This window comes from Chryseobacterium sp. IT-36CA2 (assembly GCF_949767875.1).
In the GTDB taxonomy this organism is placed as follows: Bacteria; Bacteroidota; Bacteroidia; order Flavobacteriales; family Weeksellaceae; genus Chryseobacterium.
In genome coordinates, this window is sequence record NZ_CATKPG010000022.1 from 232,236 (window position 1) to 255,726 (window position 23,491).

Annotated in this window: 22 protein-coding genes; 10 read left to right on the forward strand and 12 right to left on the reverse strand. The window is 36.1% G+C overall.

Going from position 1 to position 23,491, the window contains the following annotated elements:
- Nucleotides 1–48: 48 nt before the first annotated feature.
- The 3 genes from ACM6F9_RS15865 to ACM6F9_RS15875 all read right to left on the reverse strand — a co-directional run bounded on the left by ACM6F9_RS15865 (nucleotide 49) and on the right by ACM6F9_RS15875 (nucleotide 3,131).
- Nucleotides 49–990 (reverse strand): 3',5'-cyclic-nucleotide phosphodiesterase, encoded by a 942-nt coding sequence (locus ACM6F9_RS15865; RefSeq protein ID WP_414846601.1) that lies wholly within the window; start codon nucleotides 988–990, stop codon nucleotides 49–51.
- A gap of 124 nt (nucleotides 991–1,114) precedes the next feature.
- The gene (locus tag ACM6F9_RS15870) at nucleotides 1,115–2,236 is read right to left on the reverse strand and encodes an agmatine deiminase family protein (RefSeq protein ID WP_414846602.1); all 1,122 of its coding nucleotides are present in this window, start codon (nucleotides 2,234–2,236) and stop codon (nucleotides 1,115–1,117) included.
- A gap of 70 nt (nucleotides 2,237–2,306) precedes the next feature.
- Nucleotides 2,307–3,131 (reverse strand): AraC family transcriptional regulator, encoded by an 825-nt coding sequence (locus ACM6F9_RS15875; protein WP_414846603.1) that lies wholly within the window; start codon nucleotides 3,129–3,131, stop codon nucleotides 2,307–2,309.
- A 169-nt stretch (nucleotides 3,132–3,300) separates the two neighbouring features.
- On the opposite strand from ACM6F9_RS15875, the gene ACM6F9_RS15880 reads away from it, so the two are divergent.
- Both ACM6F9_RS15880 and ACM6F9_RS15885 read left to right on the forward strand, forming a co-directional pair.
- Entirely contained in the window at nucleotides 3,301–3,549 is a 249-nt protein-coding gene (locus tag ACM6F9_RS15880; RefSeq protein ID WP_414846604.1) for a hypothetical protein, read from the forward strand.
- Nucleotides 3,549–3,956, forward strand: coding sequence for a YybH family protein (locus ACM6F9_RS15885; protein WP_414846605.1), 408 nt, complete (start codon nucleotides 3,549–3,551; stop codon nucleotides 3,954–3,956). The genes ACM6F9_RS15880 and ACM6F9_RS15885 overlap by 1 nt, the downstream gene beginning before the upstream one ends.
- Nucleotides 3,957–4,023: 67 nt before the next feature.
- On the opposite strand, the gene ACM6F9_RS15890 is transcribed toward ACM6F9_RS15885, so the two are convergent.
- The 6 genes from ACM6F9_RS15890 to ACM6F9_RS15915 form a co-directional block, all read right to left on the reverse strand.
- Nucleotides 4,024–5,478 carry a sigma 54-interacting transcriptional regulator gene (locus ACM6F9_RS15890; protein ID WP_414846606.1) on the reverse strand — a complete coding sequence of 485 codons (1,455 nt, stop codon included), beginning with the start codon at nucleotides 5,476–5,478 and terminating at the stop codon, nucleotides 4,024–4,026.
- A gap of 67 nt (nucleotides 5,479–5,545) precedes the next feature.
- Nucleotides 5,546–6,685 carry a vWA domain-containing protein gene (locus ACM6F9_RS15895; RefSeq protein WP_414846607.1) on the reverse strand — a complete coding sequence of 380 codons (1,140 nt, stop codon included), beginning with the start codon at nucleotides 6,683–6,685 and terminating at the stop codon, nucleotides 5,546–5,548.
- A 318-nt stretch (nucleotides 6,686–7,003) separates the two neighbouring features.
- Nucleotides 7,004–7,414 carry a DUF2000 family protein gene (locus ACM6F9_RS15900; RefSeq protein WP_414846608.1) on the reverse strand — a complete coding sequence of 137 codons (411 nt, stop codon included), beginning with the start codon at nucleotides 7,412–7,414 and terminating at the stop codon, nucleotides 7,004–7,006.
- A 3-nt stretch (nucleotides 7,415–7,417) separates the two neighbouring features.
- Nucleotides 7,418–8,374 carry a bifunctional helix-turn-helix transcriptional regulator/GNAT family N-acetyltransferase gene (locus ACM6F9_RS15905; protein WP_414846609.1) on the reverse strand — a complete coding sequence of 319 codons (957 nt, stop codon included), beginning with the start codon at nucleotides 8,372–8,374 and terminating at the stop codon, nucleotides 7,418–7,420.
- A 149-nt stretch (nucleotides 8,375–8,523) separates the two neighbouring features.
- Nucleotides 8,524–10,296 carry a flavin monoamine oxidase family protein gene (locus ACM6F9_RS15910; RefSeq protein WP_414846610.1) on the reverse strand — a complete coding sequence of 591 codons (1,773 nt, stop codon included), beginning with the start codon at nucleotides 10,294–10,296 and terminating at the stop codon, nucleotides 8,524–8,526.
- Between the two features lie 13 nt (nucleotides 10,297–10,309).
- Complete coding sequence (locus tag ACM6F9_RS15915; RefSeq protein WP_414846611.1) at nucleotides 10,310–11,497, reverse strand: FAD-dependent oxidoreductase; 1,188 nt, start codon at nucleotides 11,495–11,497, stop codon at nucleotides 10,310–10,312.
- Nucleotides 11,498–12,226: 729 nt separating this feature from the next.
- Between ACM6F9_RS15915 and ACM6F9_RS15920 the strand changes: the two genes are divergently transcribed.
- The 4 genes from ACM6F9_RS15920 to ACM6F9_RS15935 all read left to right on the forward strand — a co-directional run bounded on the left by ACM6F9_RS15920 (nucleotide 12,227) and on the right by ACM6F9_RS15935 (nucleotide 16,507).
- Complete coding sequence (locus tag ACM6F9_RS15920) at nucleotides 12,227–13,909, forward strand: ATP-binding protein (RefSeq protein ID WP_414846612.1); 1,683 nt, start codon at nucleotides 12,227–12,229, stop codon at nucleotides 13,907–13,909.
- On the forward strand, nucleotides 13,887–14,540 hold the full coding sequence (locus tag ACM6F9_RS15925) for a response regulator (protein WP_414846613.1): 654 nt from the start codon (nucleotides 13,887–13,889) through the stop codon (nucleotides 14,538–14,540). The genes ACM6F9_RS15920 and ACM6F9_RS15925 overlap by 23 nt, the downstream gene beginning before the upstream one ends.
- A 463-nt stretch (nucleotides 14,541–15,003) precedes the next feature.
- Entirely contained in the window at nucleotides 15,004–15,411 is a 408-nt protein-coding gene (locus tag ACM6F9_RS15930) for an ACT domain-containing protein (protein WP_414846614.1), read from the forward strand.
- 148 nt (nucleotides 15,412–15,559) lie between these two features.
- A complete protein-coding gene (locus ACM6F9_RS15935) occupies nucleotides 15,560–16,507 on the forward strand; it encodes an alpha/beta fold hydrolase (protein WP_414846615.1) in 948 nt (315 codons plus the stop codon).
- 78 nt (nucleotides 16,508–16,585) lie between these two features.
- On the opposite strand, the gene ACM6F9_RS15940 is transcribed toward ACM6F9_RS15935, so the two are convergent.
- From ACM6F9_RS15940 to ACM6F9_RS15950, 3 genes are all read right to left on the reverse strand, one after another.
- Nucleotides 16,586–16,981, reverse strand: a complete 396-nt coding sequence (locus tag ACM6F9_RS15940) for a VOC family protein (protein ID WP_414846616.1) — start codon at nucleotides 16,979–16,981, stop codon at nucleotides 16,586–16,588.
- 126 nt (nucleotides 16,982–17,107) lie between these two features.
- Nucleotides 17,108–17,926, reverse strand: a complete 819-nt coding sequence (locus ACM6F9_RS15945) for a DUF4249 domain-containing protein (RefSeq protein WP_414846617.1) — start codon at nucleotides 17,924–17,926, stop codon at nucleotides 17,108–17,110.
- Nucleotides 17,927–17,929: 3 nt separating this feature from the next.
- Nucleotides 17,930–20,260: a TonB-dependent receptor gene (locus ACM6F9_RS15950; RefSeq protein WP_414846618.1), complete on the reverse strand. Its 2,331-nt coding sequence runs from the start codon at nucleotides 20,258–20,260 to the stop codon at nucleotides 17,930–17,932.
- Nucleotides 20,261–20,603: 343 nt separating this feature from the next.
- Here ACM6F9_RS15950 and ACM6F9_RS15955 point away from each other — a divergent pair, with 343 nt between their 5' ends.
- From ACM6F9_RS15955 to ACM6F9_RS15970, 4 genes are all read left to right on the forward strand, one after another.
- Complete coding sequence (locus tag ACM6F9_RS15955; RefSeq protein ID WP_414846619.1) at nucleotides 20,604–21,263, forward strand: TlpA family protein disulfide reductase; 660 nt, start codon at nucleotides 20,604–20,606, stop codon at nucleotides 21,261–21,263.
- Nucleotides 21,264–21,307: 44 nt separating this feature from the next.
- Entirely contained in the window at nucleotides 21,308–21,871 is a 564-nt protein-coding gene (locus ACM6F9_RS15960; protein WP_414846620.1) for a Crp/Fnr family transcriptional regulator, read from the forward strand.
- 101 nt (nucleotides 21,872–21,972) lie between these two features.
- On the forward strand, nucleotides 21,973–22,362 hold the full coding sequence (locus ACM6F9_RS15965; protein ID WP_414846621.1) for a RidA family protein: 390 nt from the start codon (nucleotides 21,973–21,975) through the stop codon (nucleotides 22,360–22,362).
- A 91-nt stretch (nucleotides 22,363–22,453) separates the two neighbouring features.
- A complete protein-coding gene (locus tag ACM6F9_RS15970; RefSeq protein ID WP_414846622.1) occupies nucleotides 22,454–23,242 on the forward strand; it encodes an SDR family oxidoreductase in 789 nt (262 codons plus the stop codon).
- Nucleotides 23,243–23,491 lie beyond the last annotated feature (249 nt).

A 23,491-nucleotide genomic window follows, 5' to 3' on the forward strand; every position in this document is an offset into this window, starting at 1 on the left:
GAAATAAAAAAGATGAAGCACAACTGTGCTTCATCTTTTAATATATTGTTATGGTAAACTAATCTTTTTACCTTGTTCGGGGAAGATATAATTTACTTTTAAAGGATTGTTTTTCAATAGCTCTTTTTTGATAAGTTCAGGATTATCACCAGTTGGCTTTCGATGAGTAACCACGATGTTGAATCCTTCAAGACTATTTTGTCCGGTTTTTTCTTTCAGTTTATTCAATTCTTCAATCAACAAATTAGGAGTAAGATGTCCGAATAGCAGATGTTCAGGCTGGCTGTTAGGGAAAGAAACTTCAATTAATATGGTGTTTAACTTTCTTTTTTTAACAAGCGGAGCTATCGTGTTCCAAAGATGATCCAGGCGGTCAGATTTTTCGATGCGATCTGCTCCAGTATCTCCAAGATACAGCAAATAATGATCATCCCTTCTTACCAGTGCAGCACTGCTTTTATAAGGATTAACATGACTTAGTTCATAGCCTGTTATAAAAAATGGTGTTTTAGGTGCTGGAATTTCAGTTCCTTCCTGAAGCTCATTATAATGGTATTTTCCAAGGATAGGTTTTTGTCCCTGATCAGCAAAATTGATCCAGGTATCGGTGATAAAGTAATGATTCTGCAAGATCTGGATTACAGGAGCTATGGCAAAAATATCTTTCTTAGAATCTGCCGGAGAATTGATGATAAGTCCTGATAAATGATCCAGATGACCATGTGATACAAAATATCCTTTTATCTGGTCCTTCAGAACTGTTTCTGCTGATCCTTCAAGACTTTTCAATTCAATTGCTTTTCGGATTCCTGCGTTTACGGTACCAGCATCAAGACAGAGAAATGCATTGTCTTTCGGAGCACCTACCAGATAGGCAGATAAATTATCTTCCTGCTCACCACCATATATTCCCAGGGGAATTACATCAAAATTTTGTGCCTGACAGACAATATTCAGAAGAACCAATAAAGAAAGTGCTGTTTTTTTCATAATACTTATAATAGAAAACCGTCTCTTACAAAGATGGCAAAGCAAAATTACGCTATTTTTAGTGACTGGCATTCTCTATCAGTAAAGCCTGCTGAAAATGAGCAGGCTTTATTTTTAAGATTATTTATTGAGGCTGTTGCTGAGTTACACAATGCACCATTCCGCCATTGGCAAATAAGTTGCGGCAGTCTATTCCAACCACTTGTTTACCAGGGTAGAGCTGTTGGATGATATTGTTGGCAACCGCATCATTCGGGTCATTGTAATTAGGAACCAATACACGGTTGTTGGCGATATAATAATTGATATAAGAAGCACGACCCACATTTTTCCCGTAGGTGGTGATCACATCATTTCTTGTTAAAGGCACTTTTACAAACTGATAAGCTGCTCCGGTTTTTGTAGTAGCATCATATAGTTTATCAATATCTCCGTCAGGAACCTGCCAGTAGTTAAGATCATCAGGACTCATTGTGATAATAGTGGACGAATTGGCAAATCGGGCAAAACCGTCAATGTGCATGTCTGTGATATCGAGACCGGCTTTTCCATTCAGCCAGATGAACTTCGTTACCCCTAAATTTTTAGTAAATATTGCTTCAGCCTCCTGTTGGGTCATTCCAGGGTTTCTGTTGTTATTCAGGATGGAACTTTTACAAGCCATTAATACTCCGTTTCCATCAATTTCAACACTTCCGCCTTCATTGATCATCACTGAATTGAGATTGATTTTCGGAATATTGGTATCTGTAGCGATTTTGGATGGAATCACATTACATTTGCTATATTCGGCTTTGTTTCCCCAACCGTTAAATCCCCAATCCTGAATGAATAACTGGCCATTTTGGTCTTTCACATAGATAGGCCCGTTATCTCTTACCCAGAAATCATCGGTCTGATAAAGTTTGAAATTAATGTTGGTAAGCGGAACTCCGGCGCTGTTTAATAACCCTGTAATACGGTTTTTTTCCGTAGCGTCATAAGCAATGATGTGAACCTTTTCACTTTGTACCAGCTCTTTGGTCATGGCTACCCAGGTTGCATCCAGGCGGTTTCGGTAGGTTGTTCCATATTGATATTGGTGTGGCCACTGAAGCCAGGTTCCTTCGTGTGTTGCAGATTCTTCCGGCATTTTGTAAACAGGAGTTACAGGGTTTGTAGTACCTGGAGGTTCCGGTATATCCGTCTGTGAACATGAAAATAAAAGAGCAGGTAGTAGCGTGAATAAAATTTTCTTTTTTTGCATAATTGATCTATTTTTTAATAAGGCAAAATTAGATCTGCAAAAATTTTTAAAGTTGTCCCAAATTGACAACTTACTTCAGTGGCAATAAAATATAGGTCAGCTGTTTTTCCTGATCATCTTCATTCTCAGCATGCCTTTCATACTTTTCTATGATAGGAGTGTGGGAAAATTCCAGTCCTGAATTAAAAATCCAGCGGGAATAGATTTTGGTATAGGTATCATCTATTGTTTCATAGCTGCCTGTATGGGTAAAACGGGCATATTTGCCTCCAAATATTGTTTTTAAAGGAAGCTTTTTGCTGGCAGATTGAACGGAGGCGCATGCATCATATCTACAGTTGATTTCAATTTTAATTAAGGGTTCATCTGCTATTACCCCAAAATATTCTGTTCCGGAATCTGGAAACTTATTTTTCATGAATTTTTCCCAGAGTACTTCAATTTCTTCATTGTTGTAATGGGTTTTAATGCTTTGATAATATACCTGTAGTGGTTGAATATATACAATTTCCGGCTCCAGCAGTTCATCAGAAGTTACCGGAATGATTTCGTCTTCACACAAAAGTTTTTCTTTACTTAATCTTGCTGCTTTTGGGGAAATTCCGAAATGTTGTTTAAAAGCTTTGGAAAAGGAAGCGATATTGGCGAAACCCACTTCAATAGCAATGGAGGTGAGGTTTTCCTGGGTGTAAAGGATTCGTTTATAGGCATTTTCTACCTTTAGCCTTTGCTGGAAAGCACCTATTGTTTCTCCACAGCTGTACTTAAAGATACGTTGAATATTTCGGTAAGAATAATGGGAAATATCTTCCAGTTCCTTTACCGAAACAGGATTGTCATAATTTTTTTCCATGAAATTGATAACTCTGTAAATACAATTCAGGTTGTCTTCCATAAATCTTAAAATTTTTCCGAAATAAATAAGGCAAAATAAAATTACAAATAAAAGGAATAAAAGAATGTCTTGGCAATATTGTATTTTAGCTTTCGGTAAAAATAGATTTTTAACATCATAAACTTTTGCCGTTTTAACCCAAAAATAACCCAAAAACTTATATTAAAATATGGAAAAAGAATTGTCAGAATTAACCGATCAGGAGCTCTTAGAGAAAAAAAGAACTATTGAAGCCAGAAATATTGTGAATGCAATAATTCTGGGAGTATTGGCTGGTATTGCTATTTATAGTACAATAACTAAAGGTCTCGGTCTGATGACTTTTTTACCCATAATTTTTGCTTTTTTTGTAGCTAACAGCTGGAATAAAGACAAGAGAGCATTGAAAAGGGAAATAGACTCCCGAAATCTGAAATAATGGAGGATTTTGACAGAAAAACAGAAGCTGGTGCAGTAGCCTATTTTCGTGATTGTATAAAAAACGGAGATGACAAAGGAGCGTTAAGTTGCTTTCATCCTGAAGCAGTCTACATAGACAGAGATGGGAGAGAGCTGAGAGGCCTTGATCAGATAGCAATGGCAATGAATGAGATCTGCAGATTAAAACTTGATATACAAGGTGAGACTCCGCATATAACTCTTGTGAATGATCTTGCAATGTGGATGGATCAGTGGGAAATGACCGGAATAGCTCCGGATGGACATCCTCTTCATATGACGGGTAATACTTCCTGCATCATGAAAAGAAATCAAGCGGGAGAGTGGCTGTGGCTGATTGATAATCCTTTTGGTTCTGCCATCTTAAAAGGCGGTAATATGGTATAAACTTTAAATAATATAAAAACCCTTCAAATCTGAAGGGTTTTATTTTTATCTATTTTATTGACTATGATTAGTTACGTAAAAACTGCCCAATACCCTGTGATTCAAAAGTAAAGGCATTCTGATTTTCAGATTTGTCAATTTTGTTACTGATCGTTAATGCCCATAGGATAAGCTCTTTGCAGAAATTCTGGTCTTCCGGACTCAAATCAGAAGCATTTTCTTCCACTATAGTTGTCAGAGGAGCTATCTTATCAAGCTTAGCATAGAATTCTTCATCCGTATCATTATAATTAAGCTCCAGATGATTCTTATTGAACCATCTGATCAGGTCGGTATAAGGTGTTTTGATTCCTTCTTTTTCCAGCTTGGAAATACGCGGGAAAATACTTTCAAACTGGGCCATTACAGCTTTGTCAATTAAGATTTTAGCTACATAATCTGCACCTTCCTGTTCTCCTTCATACACCAGTTCAATTTTTCCAGTGATAGAAGGAATGATAGACATAAAGTCAAGCAGACGGATAGTAGTTTTCTCTTTATCGGACTCTATCAAGCGTAATTTTGCTGCTGCCATTAAGTTTTCCATAGCACTGATGGTAAGACGTGCACTTACACCGCTTTTTGCATCTACATATTCACTGACACGGGCTGCAAAGGCTACTTCTTCCAAAAGATCTTTTGCCAGATCAGGAATCTGAATCTGTGCTTTATCTTCAGCAGAAATCATAGCCTCCTGTTCTGTAATCTGTCTTGCAAGGGCAATTGTTTTTGGATAATGGGTGAAAATCTGCGACCCGATTCTGTCTTTCAGCGGGGTTACAATACTTCCTCTGTTGGTATAATCTTCCGGATTGGCAGTGAACACAAATTGAATGTCAAGTGGCATTCTCAGCTGAAATCCGCGGATCTGAATATCTCCTTCCTGCAAAATATTGAACAGGGAAACCTGAATTCTTGCCTGCAGATCCGGTAGTTCATTTAAAACAAAAATAGAACGGTTTGCACGCGGAATCATTCCATAATGTAAAACCCGTTCATCGGAATAGGGTAGTTTTAAGGTAGCTGCTTTGATAGGATCTATATCACCAATCAAATCAGCCACATTCACATCCGGAGTTGCTAGTTTTTCATAGAAACGATGAGAGCGATGTACCCACGAAATAGGAGTTTCATCACCCAGTTCTGCAAGAAGATCTTTCGCAAATTTTGAAATAGGGAGGAACGGACTGTCGTTGATCTCGGAACCTTTTACGATAGGCATATATTCATCAAGCAGATTCACCATACTTCTTGCAATTCTGGTTTTTGCCTGACCACGCAAGCCAAGCAGATTAATATGATGACCTGCAAGAATCGCTTTTTTCAATTGAGGAACAACGGTGTCTTCATAGCCCCAAAGTCCTTCAAATACAGGTTCTTTAGCTTTGATCCTTGCAATTAAGTTCGCCTGGATTTCCTCATTAATCGTTTTATGAGTGTAACCGGAGTTTTTTAATTCTTTGAATGTAATATCGTTTTTCATTTTCTTGTAATACTAATTATCTGGTAAGATTTTTATTTTGAATGGTTTAAAGTCAACAATCTGACTTTTATATTCTTCTTATTCTGTTTTTCTCGTAATCTTCAAAAATCATTTGCCCCAAACCTGAAAGTCCTGTCAGAAAGGCTTTTCCTTTATTCTGAGCTGTGAACTCTTCCACAAACTGACGCAGATAAGGATCCTGTGCAATCATAAATGTAGTAATAGGAATTTTCAGTTTTCTGGCCTGTGCAGCTCTGTTGAGGCATTGATTAACAATTTTTTCATCCAAACCGAAACTGTTCATATAGAACTCTCCGCTAGGTAACTGAATACAGCTCGGTTTACCGTCTGTAATCATAAAAATTTGTTTGTTGGTATTTCTTTTTCTGCGGAGGATATCCATTGCGAGTTCCAGGCCTGCTACTGTATTGGTATGATAAGGCCCAACTTTTAAATAGGGAAGGTCTTTGATTTTGATAGGCCAGGCTTCGTTTCCAAAAACAATGATATCTATGGAATCTTTGGGATATTTTCGTTTAATCAACTCCACGAGTGCCATAGCTACTTTTTTGGCCGGGGTAATGCGATCTTCACCATACAGAATCATAGAGTGGCTGATGTCAATCATCAAAACGGTACTCATCTGTGCCTTATGTTTGGTTTCCTCTACAATGAGGTCTTCTTCCGTCAGGCGAAGGTCTGAAATTCCGTTATTGATCTGTGCATTTTTTAAGCTTTCTGTCATGTTTACAGCTGCAAGATCATCTCCGTATTGAAAGGAACGGTTTTCACCATCCCGTTCATCTCCGATTCCTGTTTTGCTGGTGCGGTGGTTTCCCGCTCCGTTTTTCTTCAGCTTGCCAAAAATCTGATCTAAGGCATACTCACGAAGAGCAGCTTCCAGCTTGGGAGTTAATATATTTTTACCTTTTCCACTTCCTGTATTGCCCTCTTCAGGGTCTTCCTCTCTGATATAACCTCTTTTTTTCAAATCTTCTTCAAAATCCTGAAGAGTATATTCATCACTGAAGATATCATATTCCTTATCCAGCATATCAAGCCACTCGAAGGCTTCTTCAAGATCACCTGAGGTGTGGGTAAGCAAATCTTTGAAAACATCAAAGATCCGGTCAAAATGTGATAATTCTTCCGGCACATGCTTACTGAATATAAATCCTTTCTGATGATTAAAATTTTTATCTGTCATAAGATGATAAGCTGTTTTGCTGTTATTGGTTTTCGAATATTTCAGATAACCTAATAAATTATCTGGCGTATTCTTTATTTCGTTTTGATCTGAAAAGTTAGGAAAATATAGTTTCAGGATTCCATTAGAAAAATAGAAAATACTAATGATGGTGATATGGAATTAGTATATAACAGCCCATATTTTAACAGAGTTTAGAAGAATGGATATTAATTCTTATAGTAAGAAATGCACAAATAAAAGATTTGTGCATTTGTGATTGTAATCATTTTAAAATCAGGTTTTATGACAGAGTAAGTTTTTTAAATTTACTAAGATTTATTCATGGAATTTTAATCCGTCTAAAGCTTTATCTACCTTTTTATTGTCACCATACATGATAATACCAACCAGGTCCAGATTATCTGCAGTATGTTTTGCTATTTCAAGAACATTTTCTTCCCCGGATCGGGTGTCAAACAGTTGCTGTGTATAGATCCCGATTGTCAGCTCACGGTCTCTTGAGCGACGAAATGCTCTTTGAAGTTTCTCTGTATCATCTGCTTTATAGATAAGGGTGGGATGCTTTATAAATGGCAGGAATTCTTTCTGATCCGCGGTAACGAATTTTTCACCATGAGTTTCAGGGAACTTAATGGCAATGCTTCCGGCTAAAAAAGAAACAACATTAAGTTTTTGCCATAGCAACAAATCATCTTTAATGACGATGGCTACTTTTTTATCGTACATATTTTAATTTTTTACATTTAATTCCATTTGAATATTACAGCGCTGATAAGGTGTAGAACGTCCTGTTACTTTCTGGAATCCCAGTTTGTAATACAGATTAATGGCCGGTTTCAGTAGGGTATTGCTCTCAAGATATATTTTTGATGCACCGGATTCCTTGGCTTTGCTGATGATAGCCTGCCCCAACAACCAGCCTATATTTTTGCCCTGTGCTTTGGGAGAAACAGCCATTTTTGCCAGTTCAAAATCATATTCCGGATCATCCATCTTGATAAGAGCGCAGACACCAAGTGGTTCCTCATTGTATAGAGCGACAAGGATCTTTCCGCCTTTATTTAAAATATATTCTTCAGGATTATCCAATGCTTTATAATCGGCATCTTCCATTTCAAAATAAGTAGAGATCCACTCTTGATTGAGTGCTTTGAATGCTGATTGGTATTTTGGTTCATAATCAACAATTTTTACATTTTTACTTTCACGGTTTTTTTTCTGATCTTTTACTCTTGCGAGCAAAGACTTTTTTTCAAACAGATGTTCCCATTCTGCAAGTGCCTCCCAAAGATTGTGTGTAGCTTCGCTGATCATTTCATCAATGGCACAGTCAAGATCTGTACATTGGATTTTTATTTTGGCAGAAAGTTCTTTTCCTTTTTCAGTAAGTCCTGCAATATTTCTTCTTTTATCTTCTGATTTTTGATTATCCTTTACCAGGCCTGCTGTAGTCATTTCTTTGATAATTTTTGTTACAGAAGGTTGAGAATGTCCTATTTCTTCAGCAATTTCAGTGATGGTTTTTGAACCTTCTTCGGAAAGAACAAAGAACACGGGAAACCATTTTGGTGAAAAATCAACATCATACAGCTCATAGATTTTTGCTGCTTCTTCTGTAATAGTAGAAGCCATAAAACGCAATCTGCTGCCTAGAGCAATCTTTCCTGTTTTTTCAAATAAATCCATAATGTATAATTAATTATATAACTAGTTATGCAAATGTAATGAATTAATTGATAATACAATGGATCTCTTAGATAAAATTAAAAATAATAAAAGCTCCGGAACAATCCGGAGCTTTACCTATATACATCATCTTATCTATTGATACTTGGTTACCATCCTAAATAATATTCAGGATCTAACCAGTATGGCCAGTCTAATTTAAAATGGGTCTGAAGCATTTTTTCAGCTTCACAGAAAGCTCCTTCCACCCAGCCCTGCTGATCAGAATACGCTTCCCCAATAATATGAATCTGCTCATCCATCAATGGTTTTCTCATATAAGGCATCACATCTTTTACGGAAAAACCAGCTTTCCAAGCGTGATATCCTGCACCGTAAGGATCATCTGTCCAGTCTCTGAAATAAGTAACATAAGGTTCAGGAATATCTACACCATGTAATTCTTTCAGCTGATTCATCAATTCATTGACCATAAACTGAGTGGCCTGAACGTCATCAAACTTATGTAATTCTTCAAGAGATGCAGATCGGGCTGCTCTTACTTTAAACAGAACTTTGTCATCGGAAAGTGCTTTCCAGAATGTTTCGGTTTCCATATCACCGTAACTTCCCAATAGCATTGAGTTTTTGGTCTCATTATCTGTACCGAAATAATAACACTGTCTCATTGGTAAATCTGTAATAGAATGCCCGGAATCAATTCCCATATCTCTCCACCAAGGACCTTCGAAGCCCATCAGGATTTTAAATGCAGGCTCCATAATGATAGAACGGATATTTTTGTTCAGTTCCTGGTGTCTGTTGGCATCAAAAAAGAAGTTATTCTGATCCAGAAGTTCAAGCGATTTTCTTGGCATACCCAATACGATTGAATTGGCATACACTTTCCATGTAGTGTTGCTCTTGATATTCAGGAAAGTAAGCTCATATTTGTGAGTTGCGATCAAATGATGATCTTTGGTGAAGGTAATCAACTTGTTTTCAGACCATATACGCGCTCCATCATATGCCATATACGTGTTGGCAACTGCATAAGCGATGCTGTCATAACCCTCTTCAATGGTTTTGTAGGTAGTATCAGCCGAAAAATCTCCTACCATATACGGAAACGCTTCTGCAGAATTCCAGTTGATTGTATTGGAATAATAGCCTCCGGCATTCGCTAAGAACTCATATCCTTCCTGAGAAACCTGATCTTTAATAAGGTTCCAGAAACCAATATCATTCACTAAACGCTTATCATAAGGAGAACCAGGGAAGTTGTAAATCATTCTTGGTTTTATGGCGTCCCAGTCTCTGCTGGTCAACTTGAACGTATAATCATAGCCGTTAGGATCTGCAATAATGAGGTCTTTATAAGTTGCAGCTACCCAGGGATCTGACATTAAAACATTGTAGATGATTTTATTAAATAACTGATCAGAGCTGAAACCTTCATCATTTTCATTCAAAAAATAACGGGTAATAAGCTTATTGCCTTGTTTTTGCTCTTCTGTCCATGCATTTTGTTTGAAACGTTCTTTTCTGATGTACATGAATAGTTTGTCCGGCTCACCCATAGGGAACTCAACAGGGGTCATCTTATCCTTTAATACAGGTGTTCTTTTATTCAGATCTTTTTCTTTTAGCGGATAGCCTTCTATTAAAGTGGTTACAATTTCCTGGGAGGTCAGGTAGCGCATTCCTCCAAGCTCACCCCAAAAATTCATTCCGGGCATGATTACGGATTCCAGTCTTCCACCTAATCTGTCGCTCATATCGAAGATCTGAACTTCATGGCCTTTATATTTATTATCTGCTACCAAACGGAAAGCAGTGTATAATCCGGAGGTTCCGGCACCAATGATGGCTACTTCAGTTTTCAGATCTGGCTGCATTCCCGGATACAGTGGAGTATCCTTATTTACGTTTTCTTGATTCATGATTTTATAATTTTTAAAGTGCTAAGAAATATTTATATCCTAATCGGAATGGAGTAATATCAAAATCAGTATGTCCGTCTAATGCAAGATCAGACATGATTTTACCTAAGAATGGAGTGAATTTTGCAGCCCATCCTGTAGCATACACCACAATATTTTTATGGTTGGGAACATAAGAGGGTGCAAAATCTATCAGCAGTTCTTTATTAGGGATTGTGCTCAGAGCAATAAGGCATGTTGAGGTATATTCCGGAATGATATTGAGCCCGGTCATATGTTTCTCTATCCATTCGGAGGTGTAAGCCAGTTCCTGAGGGTTTGGAATCAATGTTCTGTCGCTTGGCTCTTCCAAAGGTTTGATAACAAAATCCGGTGCCACACGGATGTATTCCGGATGATCCCATTCCACAGATGGGAAACCATAAAACTGGTTGCCATTTTCTCCTGTTGCATTCTGGAATACAAACCAGGTTGGATATTGTATCGAAGGATCTGTCTTCTTAAAATAAGCGGAAGACATATTCCAGTAAGTGGCTTCTATTTTAAAATCAAGAAGATTAATAACACTGTTGATGTAAGGTCCCGGAATAATGGCCAGTTTTTTGGCGATATAAATTCCATTGGGAGTGGTAAGCTCAAAAAGATCACCTTTTTGTTTGATTTCAAGTACCGGAGAATCTTCTCTAAGCTCAACGGTTTCTTCCTTTTTACAAAGATCTAAAAGTGTTTCAATAGTTGCTTTGAAATTAATGCTGGCACCATCAGGCTGAAACAGACCTGTATAATTATCCGGAAGGTTTTTAAAATGATATTGCTCTTCAATTTCCTTTGAAGTTAAGGTGGTGTAAGGAACACCTAAAGCCTTTAAAGATTTTTCAGCTTCTGCAATATTTCCTTCGGTAGAATGTACTTCAGGATCTCCAAACCAGAGTGTTCCCACTTTATCAAGCAATTGGGTATCTGTCTTTTTTTGTAGTTCATCCCAATAAGGTTGCGCGTCCAAAGCCATTTGTACCATATATTCATCTGGATAGGGAATCCGGAATTGACGTGATACTCCTGCAGAACTGCCCAGCTGATTGACAAAGGTATATTGTTCCAGTACCAGTGTTTTAGCCTGGCGCTGACCAAGATGATAAGCTGTTGCCAGACCTATTGCTCCTCCGCCAATGACGATTACGTCGTAGTTTTCTGTAATCATAGGTTATTTGTTTTTATTTTTATAATCGTATTGAAGAGATACAGAAAAAGTAAAGACAGCAAAATGAAGGAATATACCTTCATTTCTGATCTTTAATAATCTCTGATCTTTACCATCCATACGATAGATTGAGTATAGAGATGAATCTGCCGGTACATGTGAATATCCTTGTCTACCATGGGATATTGTCACTATTAATAAGCATTTCAAAGTAACAAAGAAGAGGATATATGTTCTTAGAGTGTAAATAACCAATTGTGGTATTGAGTAGAAATACGGAATGGGATAAAATGATGCAAGGAGAGGGACTTAACCCATTAAAAAAGCAGACAAAATGGAAAGAAGCAGATCATATTTTGAAGACTGTCATATACTATTTGTAATAAAATGGAGAGAATAAGAATATTTTGCTGAGTCTCAACTTTTTGCAATTGATTTAAAAAAATGAGTTTACGTGAATAAAACTTAATGTTTACAGAGCGTTTTTATATAAAATAAAATTATTTTTTGTGGGTTTTATCACATATTCATTATTACAAGAAGACAAAAATTACTTTAACTTTGCCAAATAGATGATATACAGCTATTGCATAATTATTGAAAATAATGGTATATTGTTGAGAATTAATATCAAATAGACCTATGGGGTCTAAGAATTAATTTAACTTATAAACAGATATGAAAAATAAATTCTTAAATTTTAAATTGAGAAAAGTTGTTCATTATTCAATGATCCTCTGTATTTTATTAATACAGGTTATCATTGCTATATTTTTTTATAACGAATTTGTCAATGGGAAAAAGCTGAAATTTATTAAAGATCAGCTGGAGGAAAGCCGTGCGCTGGGGGGATTGACAGACAATTCCCGGAAAGATTTTATAGATGCACAGGATCATCTGCAAAAATATATGGCTACTCAGAATAATAATGATTTGCAGCTTTATTTCCAGTCGTTGAGAAAACTTAAAACCAATTTTGATAAGATTGGGGAATATGAAAATACAAGTCCGAAACTGAAAAAAAGTCTGGAAGCTCATCGTCAGAATTCCCAGAAGACTGCAAAATTGCAAACATTGATAGATTCTGTATATAAGAATTCACTGAATCTACCTTCGAATATTGAAGATGAGCCATTTGAACCTGCAAAGTATAAAAATGATTTTGAAAATTTCAATATTCAGACACGTACGTATGCTGATACTGTTAAAAAGAAAGGTTTTTTTGGACGTTTAAAAGATGCTGTAAAGGGAAAAGTTGATGTACAGAAGGAAAGTACGGTGATTACGATGACCAACAATAAAACTATAGATATTTCTCAGGTAAAATCCAAAATGGATAACACCATAAAATCTATGGATAAGCATTATGTTGCTGAGGTAAAGAAAATGCAGCAACTGGCCGCTCAAAGTCAAAAAAAGAATTTACAGTTTTACAGTAATTTCAGTAAGTTATTGGTATACAGTAACAGTTTGATTGAGGTATATGAAAATGCAATTAAGGACTTTAAAAAAGAACTTGAAAAGGAGTATAGCGAACAGAGTTCTAATAATAACAGAATTAGGACCAATTTGGTATTGGGACTTATGATACTGATGTTTATTGTATCCATTCTGATCATGTATTTTACAAGAATGGCATTTGTTTATGAACAAAAACTGAATGCAGCCAACAAAGAGATTAAAAAGAATCTTAATTTCAAAAACAGAATTTTAGGAATGCTGAGCCATGATTTGAGATCTCCATTGAAAATTATCAATATTTTTATCGATAAGATTCATAGAACAACAAAAGATGAAACAATAAAAGACTATCTGAAATCTATAAAGTTTACAAACAGTACTTTGCTTCTTCAGTCTAATCAGATTCTGGAATACACCAAAAATGAGAACGCTGAAAAAGAACTTATAAAATCGAATTTTAATCTTAAAGAAGAGATCAGTTCTATTGTAAAAGTTATTACTCCTTATCTGGAAACAAGAAATAACAGATTTGTGGTTACAGACAGAATTCCGGAGAATGTAGATGTTTTTTCGGATAATATCAGAATCAACCAGATTTTTATGAATATTATTGGGAATGCCAATAAATTTACAGAAAACGGGCAGATAGATCTTGTGATGGATACAGAACTAGTGGGAGAAAATAAAATTTCCCTGATTACAACAGTAGGAGATACGGGAGTGGGGATATCAGAATCAGATCTTGGTAAAATTTTTGATCCTTATTATCAGGGAGTGGTGTCTGATGAAGTAGATAATCTGGGAGCAGGGCTTGGGCTTAATCTTGTAAAAGAAATTGTAGAACTTTTTGATGGTAATATATCAGTGGAAAGTAAATTGCATAAAGGAACTAAAGTGACATTCAGGATCAATTTAAATAGTAATAATAATGGAAATACCAATTCAAAATAAAGAAATTATATTCCTGTTGGCAGACGATCACAGCATCGTACGCCAGGGAATGGAGATTGTTATCAGTGATATTGTCCCTGAGGCTACCGTGTATCATACTTCATCCTTACATCAGGTATTGGAGCTAGTAGAATCAAAAAAGGTAGAGATGGTGATCATTGATGCTCATTTCCCGGACGGAAACAGTCTGCATATTTTACCTGATATGAAAAAGATAAATCCTGATATTAAAATTTTAGTTTTTACAGGACTTGAAGAGGAACTGCATGGGCTTAAATTTGTAAAAGCAGGTGCAAATGGTTACCTGAGTAAGCTGAGCGAAGAGGATGAGGTAAGAAATGCAATCACCACTTTTATAGAGAAAGGAGAATATTTTTCTGAGCAGTTGAGGAATCTCATGGTACAGCTGGTTCATAATCCTAATCTGATCAGTCCTCTTATGAGTTTAACTAAACGGGAATTGGAAATAGCGGAACTATATGCCGATGGATATGGAAACCTTGAAATTTCAAATGCCCTGAATATAAAACAAAATACAGTAAGCACAATCAAAAAAAATATCTTTGAAAAACTAAAGATAGAAAATATGGTTGAGCTTATTGAGCTTGTCAAGACGCACCATAAACTATAGAGTAGTCGTAAGAAAATTCTGTACTTCTTATCATCAAAATTTTTATAGATAAATATCGATATAACAATCGAGTTGTATCGATGGGTTTTATAGAAGATTTTATTCCAGAATGTTGTTCCTTTGTACTGTGAAATTTAAGTAATGAAAAAGCCAATGAGAAAGAATGGTTTTGATTTTAAAATTTCATATACACAAATGATTATAACTATTCAAATAGTAAACGATAGTTATAAGAACGCAAATGATGGAAAAAAACAATTGATGAAAAAAGGAGTGTATGAATAACCCTTAAACAAGGCTTCTTAAAAACCAAATTTTAAAAAAAAACACAAACACATATAGTGAGGTTCAGTTGATAGGTTACAAGTACAACAAAAAGGAGGCAGTCTGCCTCCTTTTTTGTTTTTTTATCATTTGATAAACAGATGCTGCCATCTATATCTTAGTTTTGCAATAAAAAAAGATGTCAGGAGAAAAAGATTTAAATATTTTGCTTCAGAATATGGAACCGGTATTAAATGCCGGAGAATATGTATTCTGTACTGTTGAAAACCTGGGTGGAATACCGGATATAGAAAAGATTCTCTTTTTCTTTCGGGAAGCTGAAGCGGTTACCATTGTTTTAGAAAAGAATATTGCTGATACATGGTCTTTGGAATATAGTTATATTTCTTCCTGGATCACTCTGAATATTCACTCTTCTCTTGAAGCTGTGGGACTCACCGCTGCTTTTGCTAATGCATTGAAAAAAGAAAATATCAGCTGTAATGTAGTGGCAGCTTATTTTCATGATCATATTTTTATAGCAAAAATAGATGCCGGAAAAGCAATGGAAGCTCTTCACGCATTGAGATTAGCTCAAGATCTTTAAGAACTGATTTTTAAAACTTCTGCTTTATATTTTCACCTTCAAAAATGTCTAATTGGGTTACTAAAATGTCCTGTTGATACAGCTTTTAAGTGTATTGCCTGTTTTTGTATTTTATGTTTGTACCATAATCATACAAAAATAAACAACAATGAAAACAATCAGAAAAATCTCAGTCGTAAGCCTATTGTGTTTAACTCTTTTTGCTGTAGTGACAGTCTCCTGTACTGAAGAAAACGAACCTCCCACGCTACAGGAGATACAAAACCGTAACCACCAAACTGCCAAAACCCAATTCATAAATGTGAAAGGAGATCCTATTGCATATCGTGTTTTAGGAAAAGAAGATGGAATTCCTCTAGTACTACTTCCTGGTCTGGGTGGTTCAATGGATGATTGGGATCCTGCAGTGACAGATGGATTGGCTGGAAAATATAAGGTCATTATCTTCGATAATAAAGGAGTGGCTTCTTCAAAAGGGACAACACCCAATACGGTTCAGGCAATGGCAGATGATGCAGTCGATTTTATCAAAGCTTTGAATCTGAATAAAGTAAATATCATGGGATTTTCCATGGGAGGTTTTATTGCCCAAAGAATTGTGCTAACGAATCCAGCATTGATTAATAAAGTAATATTAACGGGAACAGGGCCACAGGGAGCAATCGGATTGTCTAACCTTCCTAATATTATTGCGGGAACTGCAGGATTAAGTCCTGAGGCTGCCTTTTTGAAATTTGGGTTTACAGAATCAGCTCAAAGTACAGCGGAGGGAAAAGCTTCTTTTGCAAGGGTTCAGCTTCGTATGGTAGACAGAGACCTTCCGTTGAATGATGCAGCTTCCAATTCACAATTTACCGCGGTTCTAAGCTGGGCTCAAGCTGATGCAAATGCTCTTACGGAAATAAAACAGATTAAAAATCCGGTATTGATTGTTCACGGGGAGAATGATTTGCCAGTGTCTGTTCAGAATGCTAAAAATATGGCTCAGAATTTAGACCATGCAGAGCTGGTGATTTTTCCGGATTCAGGGCATGCTTCTTTTTATCAGTATCATAATGCATTTGTTGGAAAAGCCATTGAATTTCTTGGAAAATAAATGAAAACGATATCGATACATTTATAAAAAACTCGCTGTAATTTTCAGCGAGTTTTCAGTTTTTATGGATGGAAGGGTTTAGCTGAATTTCTTTATAGCTTCCACACTCACGGGAGTAAAAAAGTTGATCATATTGCCATCCGGATCACAGAAAAGAAGTGATCTGTTTCCCCAAGGCATTGTTGTAGGTTCCTGGATGATTTCTGAAGCAATACTTTTAATTCTTTCATATTCTTCATCTACATTTTTAACCAAAAACTCAATGATTGTAGATTTTGTCCCTGCAAAATCGGTAAGACCTTCCGAAAACATTTGCATTGTTTTAGCACTTCCGATAGCGATCGTGATAGAATTTGTAGAGAATTCTGCAAAATCTTCAGTGTACCATCTTGCAGTTATACCGCTGATCTTCTCATAAAATTCTACTGCTGCTTTAATATCTTTACTGATAATTCTTAATGAGGTAAGTTTCATACTGTTTTATGTTTAAACAATTATAAGACAAAAGTAGAGTAGAACTATGACAACAAGCTGTCAGTAGGAAGAACAATTTTTTAACTTAAATAAAAAATCCCGACATACATCGGGATTCTTTTAATTTTATGGGGTTGTTGTCTGTTCAATGACAAAAGTTTGTGTATCTGTGGTATGGGCTGAAAAATAACCTAAAGCTCCATTACTGATATTGCTTGGTGGATTGGCTGGAGTAGCCGTTCCTCCGTTCCCACCTGAAATCTGAAGCAACGAACTGTAATAGGTGAATATATTATTGTCAATACACTGCATCTCTACATGAATTTTATCTCCTACTACCACCTCATGATCTCTTCCTTTATTATCATCATTGGGAAGTATAAGAGGCTGTTGATTGGCTAATCCGTTATTCACATTATCTGAAAAAGTATTCATATATTTTTTAGTAAGATCATTGATCGTAAAGCTAAAAAGATAACGATTTCCCAATGGCATAGGATCTGTGAAAAGGGGTAAAAGCGTATATGTATTTTTATCTCCAAACTTGAAAGAACTCTGCTCTAACCCGTCAAAATTAACTACATCCGGCATTTTGCTTTGGGCACTATACTGCTTCCCGTTAGCCTGTACTTTTAAGGTATAGATTCTGCCTGGTTGTCCTGTAAATGTAGTGGTTTGATACATCCCATTTCCGGTATACTGAAGGGTTTCAGTTTGCCCTGTGTCATCACTTAAAATTACCTGAGCTCCTGTTACAGCCGGATATTGATTAGGTTCAGAAAAACCGACTGATTTCGTGATTTTTACAGTATACGGTCCTGGTTTATTCGTTACATTTCCTTCGATAACAATGTTTCCGCTCTGATCGTTCAGATCCAGCTCGATCTCTTTTTCACAAGAAGTTAATGCAAAGAGAGAGAATATGATATAAAAAGTATTTTTCATGATTTAGAATTTGAAATTATAAGTGATGTTGGGTACCCAGCGGAACAAAGAGGTCTGCATGGCTCGTGTTGTGCCGGGACGGTCAGGATTATCTTCAAAGTTGATTGTATAGGCATTTTCTCTACCATAAAGGTTATAAATACCAAACGTCCATGATCCTCGGAATCGCTTATTGGAACTTGGTTCGTAAGTGGCACTCAGATCCATTCTGTGATAGGCCGGCATTCTGTCTGCATTTCTGTTGCTGTATTGGAATATGGTTTGTCCGTTAAGTTCATATTTTCCGGTAGGGAAGGTAACAGCATTTCCTGTACTGTATACAAATAATCCTGAAAAACTCCATTTAGGATTAAGCTGATACGTGGCCACAATGGAAAGGTCGTGGGTTTTATCCATTCTGGCATTATACCACTCATTATTATTAATTCCGTTGATTTTTCTTTCTGTTTTAGAAAGGGTATAGGAAATCCATCCTGTTAATTTTCCACTTTTCTTTTTGGCAATAAGTTCCAGACCGTAAGCTCTTCCTTTTCCAAATAACAGCTCACTTTCTACATCTGCTCCCGTATCAAATCCAATCTGAGCTCCGTTTTTGAAGTCGATCTGGTTTTTCATGTCTTTATAGTAAATCTCAGCATTTAATTCATAATTATTATTGTTGAAATTTCTGCTGTACCCAAGACTGATCTGATCTGCAATTTCCGGTTTTACCGTATAACTGCTTCCTATCCATTGATCCGTAGGATTTCCACTGTTGCTGTTGCTTAAAAGATGAAGGTTCTGGGTATTACGGGAATATCCTCCTTTCACACTGCTGACTTCATTGATACGATAATTAGCACTAATACGGGGCTCTAGATTGGTATATGTTTTCCCGAATTTTCCTTTTTCTAAAAATCGACTGTCGGTAAGAACTCCATTCTCATAAGTATTAAAGGTATCTCCTCCCAGTACACTGAACATAGAAAGTCTCAGTCCGTAATTGATCGTCAGCTTTTCTGTTGCTTTATAATCATCATTGATGTAAACCGCGTTTTCCCATGAATATCTTGGATTTCTTGCAAAACTGCTCACTGTTGTACCGGAAGCACTGCTCGGAGTCAGAGTATGATATATCGACTGAAGACCGAAACGTACAGAATGTTTGTTTCCTGCAAACCAGGTGAAATCCTGTTTAAGGTTCCAGTCACGTATTTTTGAATTTAAATCAAATACAGTATCATCATTTTTCAGGCTGATTTTATAATCATAATTACTGTAGATGAATGACGTATTGGAGAATAGTTTACTGCTGATAATGCTGTTCCATCTCAATGTGGCTGTAGTATTTCCCCAGTCTGTATTGAACGTATCTCCCAATCCTAAAACGTCTCTTCCAAAATAACCGGACAGATAAATACGATTGTTTTCATTGATCTGAAAATTGGCCTTCAGGTTCAGATCATAAAAATATAATTTGTTGTCTTTATAGTCCTTATTGGTTTTAAGGAACAAATCGGCATAAGTTCTTCTTCCGGAAACAATGAATGAGGATTTCTCTTTCTGAATAGGCCCTTCCACACTCAGTCTGCTGCTGATAAGACCAATACCTCCGTTGACGTTATAATCTTTGTTATTCCCATCTTTCATTTTGACATCCAGAACGGAAGAAAGACGGCCTCCATATTGAGCAGGGCTGTTTCCTTTAATGATGCTGGCATCTTTCAGCGCATCACTGTTGAATGTACTGAAAAAGCCAAGAAGGTGAGAGGCATTATAAACAGGAGCTTCATCCAGTAGTATCAGGTTTTGATCGGTAGCACCACCTCTTACGCTGAATCCGCTGCTTCCTTCACCATTACTTTTGATACCTGGTAAAAGCTGTATGGTTTTCATTACATCCTTTTCTCCGAAAAGAACAGGCAGTTTTTCTATGTTTTTAATGCTTAATGTTTCAGCCCCCATCTGAGCTGAAGTTAAGTTTTTGTCCTTTTTGATACCGGTGATTACGACCTCATCAATTGATTTAGTATCTGCTTCTGCGGGAAGAAGAGGAAGATCAAGTTTTATATTCTGATCCACTTTGATCTGCTGTTCAAAATCTTTATATCCCGGATTGGAAATAATGATGGTGTAATTTCCCTCTGGTAATGAAAGAGAGTAAAATCCATATTCATTGGCAACAACATTGATCGTGGGATCTTCACTTACTTTTACTGATACTCCAAGTAATAGTTCTCCGTTTTTTTTGTCTTTCACGGTTCCACTTACAGAATAGGTTTGCTGGGCCATTGCCAGAGTGCTGAAACAGAGCGCAGCGGTGGCAGCGGTAATTTTTAAAAAGGATGTTTGCATTAGTTTATTTTAAAGTAGTAGATCTCTTGTATATGAATTAATATTTTGATGTTGTATGATTAGTTAGATGAATAGGGGATTTGTTACACGTAACAATTTAATTATGAAATAAATCCATTGAAAAAATAGGTTTTCGGAAATTGTAAAGGCAAGGATAAAATAAGACTATTACATAAAAAATAATATTATGCATGGTATATTGATTTATTTACTGCTTTTTTGATGATTCTATTAAAAAACAAATTATTAACGGTTATTAGTTGGATTTTATTATTGTCAGGGAAAAAATGCAGAGAAAAGTCTTTAAATTCCAGGATTTAAAGACTTTTTTACTTTTAAAACTATGATTTTTAGAATCCTGATCGGAATATTAATCTTATATTGGCTAAGAATTAAGCGGAAGAATATGGGAAATCTGAAAATATGGTTAAGGAAAAATGCCTCTACCACAATACTGACCGTATTGTTTATTGTCATTCTGGTGAACAAAGATGCAAAGGCATGGCTGATGAGACAGGTTGCTTCCACGGGAATTCTCAATTCCAGCATATCAGAATCAAAAGAAACGCAAAATACTTCTATAAAAGGGTCCTATGCAGGTTTTACCCTGAAAAATGAAGATGGAACTAGTATTGATTCCTCAACTTTACAGAATAAGGTGGTTTTCATCAATTTCTGGGCATCCTGGTGTCCTCCGTGCCGTGCAGAATTTCCGTCTGTTCAGAAAATGTATGATCGGTACAAAGAAAATCCGGATATGGTATTTCTTACCGTGAACCTTGATGATAATGTTGCTTTAGGAAAATCTTATTTAAAAGAAAAAGGCTTTACGGTTCCTTTTCTGGTTCCGGCAGGTAATATTCCTGATGTACTTTATAATGGTTCTTTGCCCACTACGGTAGTATTGGATAGAAAAGGAGAAATCCGATTGCATCATAAAGGGCTGGCAGATTATAGTAAAGATTCTTTTTACAAACAGATTGATGAACTTCTTAAACAATAATTTTAGCTGTTGAACAGTATTTTTGTATCATAAAAAAATAGAGTATGCTGCATCTGCTGAGAACCCATATCGAAAAAATAATTCCGATTAACGATGATGAATTTGAATTCATCTCATCCTGTTTTACTCATAAAAAATATAAAAAACACCAGTTCTTAATACAAGAAGGAGAAGAGGTGCCTTACAATTATTTTGTATTAAAAGGTCTTCTGAAATTAGTGTATACAGACGAAACGGGAAAAGAACATATTATTGGTTTTGCTATGGAAGACTGGTGGGAAACAGACTTTCCTGCTTACTATCAGCAGGCTACAGCTACCATGTCTCTGGAATGTGTAGAAGATACGGAAGTATTATGCCTTAAGCTGGATGATTACAGAAAACTTTGTGCTCAACTTCCAAAGCTAGAACATTTCTTCCTTGAAAAAGCATATATGGGATTTATTACAGCACAACAACGCACCGTTTCAATGATGACAACCGGAATTAAAGAACGATATGATCAGCTTTTGAAAAAATACCCTTCTTTGGTTCAACGTGTTCCCAAATCTCTTTTGGCTGCTTATTTAGGCGTATCCAGAGAAACGTTAAGCCGTCTGCCTCTGTAAAATGTGACCATATTCACATAATAATTGTGATCCGGATCACAGGAATTTATTGATTCTGTTCTGCAATTTTGCATTGTAATAACAACAAAAAATTTAATACAATGGAAAAAAGGACGGTTAATCCATGGAAATGGCAGAATGAGAGAAGCTATTCTCAGGCTGTAGAAGTAAAAAATGTTGAAAGTACCTTATATTGTTCAGGGCAGGCAGCGATTGATCCTGACGGAACATCCAGTAATAAGGATATGAAATCTCAGCTGGAACAGGCTATTGCCAATCTGGAGGAGGTCATCAATTCAGCAGGATATAAATGCGGAGGTATTGTCAGATTAAATGTTTACACCACTTCTTCGGAAGAACTTTGGCCTTATTTCCCAATCCTCCAGAAGTGGATTGCTGAACATAAGATTCAACAGGCATTAACGATGCTGGAGGTAAAAGGTTTATTTGAAACACTAAAAGTTGAACTTGAAGCTATCGTGGTAAAATAAATCGTAAACATGAATTAAAAGCTAACCTTCAAATATGATTTGGAGGTTTTTTTCATACATTTATATAGATTAATCCATAATCATTATAAAAATGAATATTCAACTTTTTTCAAAGAATGCTTTAGTAGGAGGTGCTACACAGGGAATCGGAGCTGGAATTGCCATAGAACTGGCGAAATGTGGGGCGAATGTTACTGTTATGGCCCGTAATGAAACAAAACTTAAAAATTTTGTTTCTTCACTGCCGGTTATCAATCCTGATCAGAAACATGAATATCTGGTAGCAGATTTTTCGGATTTTGAAAATTATAGAAAAACTATTGTTCAATATTTTAATGCCCATTCAATAGATATCCTGGTAAACAATACCAATGGTCCTGAACCGGGCTTAGCCGTTGATAAAAGTACAGATGATTATCAGAAAGCATTTGATCTTCTTTTTAAAACTGTTTGTGAAACAACATTATTGGCATTACCCCATCTGATCAAACAGAGAAGCGGACGTATCATCAACGTTTCATCTTTATCGGTAAAAGAACCGATCGGAAATCTTGCATTGTCCAATTCTATTCGCTCGGCAGTGATTGCATGGGCGAAAACCCTTTCCAATGAAATAGCACAGCATAATATCACGGTAAATAATGTTTTAACAGGATATTTTGACACGGAACGAATTCAAAAACTGGTAGCTCATGAGTCTCAGCAAAGTGGTGCTCCGGAAGAAGAAATAAAAAAAGCAAGAGAAAATAAAATTCCGATGAAAAGATTTGGGCAGCCGGAAGAATACGGCCATTTGGTAGCTTTCCTTGCTTCAGAATATTCAAATTACCTTACAGGAACTAGTATTCCTTTGGATGGAGGATTGAATAATACGTATTAAAATTATCATTTAAGAAACAAATACTTTTTAAACCACAAAAGTTTTTGAAGCTATTTCTAAGCTCTTAACGTTGCATATTAAGTACACTTAAGCTTATATAAATCTTCGATTTCTTACTTATATGAACTTTTCTATGATCTCATTTTGAACTTAATTAAGTTAGATTAGAGCTTCTATGGTTTAGAAAATACTAAGTTAAATGTAATAAAACCTTTTCTCCAATTGTTATATACATATTGGAAAATATTA

Excerpts from the sequence above, each read along its gene's own strand:
- ACM6F9_RS15865 (WP_414846601.1), bottom strand. The coding sequence starts at position 990 with ATGAAAAAAACAGCACTTTCTTTATTGGTTCTTCTGAATATTGTCTGT.
- ACM6F9_RS15870 (WP_414846602.1), bottom strand. The coding sequence starts at position 2,236 with ATGCAAAAAAAGAAAATTTTATTCACGCTACTACCTGCTCTTTTATTT.
- ACM6F9_RS15875 (WP_414846603.1), bottom strand. The coding sequence starts at position 3,131 with ATGGAAGACAACCTGAATTGTATTTACAGAGTTATCAATTTCATGGAA.
- ACM6F9_RS15880 (WP_414846604.1), top strand. The coding sequence starts at position 3,301 with ATGGAAAAAGAATTGTCAGAATTAACCGATCAGGAGCTCTTAGAGAAA.
- ACM6F9_RS15885 (WP_414846605.1), top strand. The coding sequence starts at position 3,549 with ATGGAGGATTTTGACAGAAAAACAGAAGCTGGTGCAGTAGCCTATTTT.
- ACM6F9_RS15890 (WP_414846606.1), bottom strand. The coding sequence starts at position 5,478 with ATGAAAAACGATATTACATTCAAAGAATTAAAAAACTCCGGTTACACT.
- ACM6F9_RS15895 (WP_414846607.1), bottom strand. The coding sequence starts at position 6,685 with ATGACAGATAAAAATTTTAATCATCAGAAAGGATTTATATTCAGTAAG.
- ACM6F9_RS15900 (WP_414846608.1), bottom strand. The coding sequence starts at position 7,414 with ATGTACGATAAAAAAGTAGCCATCGTCATTAAAGATGATTTGTTGCTA.
- ACM6F9_RS15905 (WP_414846609.1), bottom strand. The coding sequence starts at position 8,374 with ATGGATTTATTTGAAAAAACAGGAAAGATTGCTCTAGGCAGCAGATTG.
- ACM6F9_RS15910 (WP_414846610.1), bottom strand. The coding sequence starts at position 10,296 with ATGAATCAAGAAAACGTAAATAAGGATACTCCACTGTATCCGGGAATG.
- ACM6F9_RS15915 (WP_414846611.1), bottom strand. The coding sequence starts at position 11,497 with ATGATTACAGAAAACTACGACGTAATCGTCATTGGCGGAGGAGCAATA.
- ACM6F9_RS15920 (WP_414846612.1), top strand. The coding sequence starts at position 12,227 with ATGATCCTCTGTATTTTATTAATACAGGTTATCATTGCTATATTTTTT.
- ACM6F9_RS15925 (WP_414846613.1), top strand. The coding sequence starts at position 13,887 with ATGGAAATACCAATTCAAAATAAAGAAATTATATTCCTGTTGGCAGAC.
- ACM6F9_RS15930 (WP_414846614.1), top strand. The coding sequence starts at position 15,004 with ATGTCAGGAGAAAAAGATTTAAATATTTTGCTTCAGAATATGGAACCG.
- ACM6F9_RS15935 (WP_414846615.1), top strand. The coding sequence starts at position 15,560 with ATGAAAACAATCAGAAAAATCTCAGTCGTAAGCCTATTGTGTTTAACT.
- ACM6F9_RS15940 (WP_414846616.1), bottom strand. The coding sequence starts at position 16,981 with ATGAAACTTACCTCATTAAGAATTATCAGTAAAGATATTAAAGCAGCA.
- ACM6F9_RS15945 (WP_414846617.1), bottom strand. The coding sequence starts at position 17,926 with ATGAAAAATACTTTTTATATCATATTCTCTCTCTTTGCATTAACTTCT.
- ACM6F9_RS15950 (WP_414846618.1), bottom strand. The coding sequence starts at position 20,260 with ATGCAAACATCCTTTTTAAAAATTACCGCTGCCACCGCTGCGCTCTGT.
- ACM6F9_RS15955 (WP_414846619.1), top strand. The coding sequence starts at position 20,604 with ATGATTTTTAGAATCCTGATCGGAATATTAATCTTATATTGGCTAAGA.
- ACM6F9_RS15960 (WP_414846620.1), top strand. The coding sequence starts at position 21,308 with ATGCTGCATCTGCTGAGAACCCATATCGAAAAAATAATTCCGATTAAC.
- ACM6F9_RS15965 (WP_414846621.1), top strand. The coding sequence starts at position 21,973 with ATGGAAAAAAGGACGGTTAATCCATGGAAATGGCAGAATGAGAGAAGC.
- ACM6F9_RS15970 (WP_414846622.1), top strand. The coding sequence starts at position 22,454 with ATGAATATTCAACTTTTTTCAAAGAATGCTTTAGTAGGAGGTGCTACA.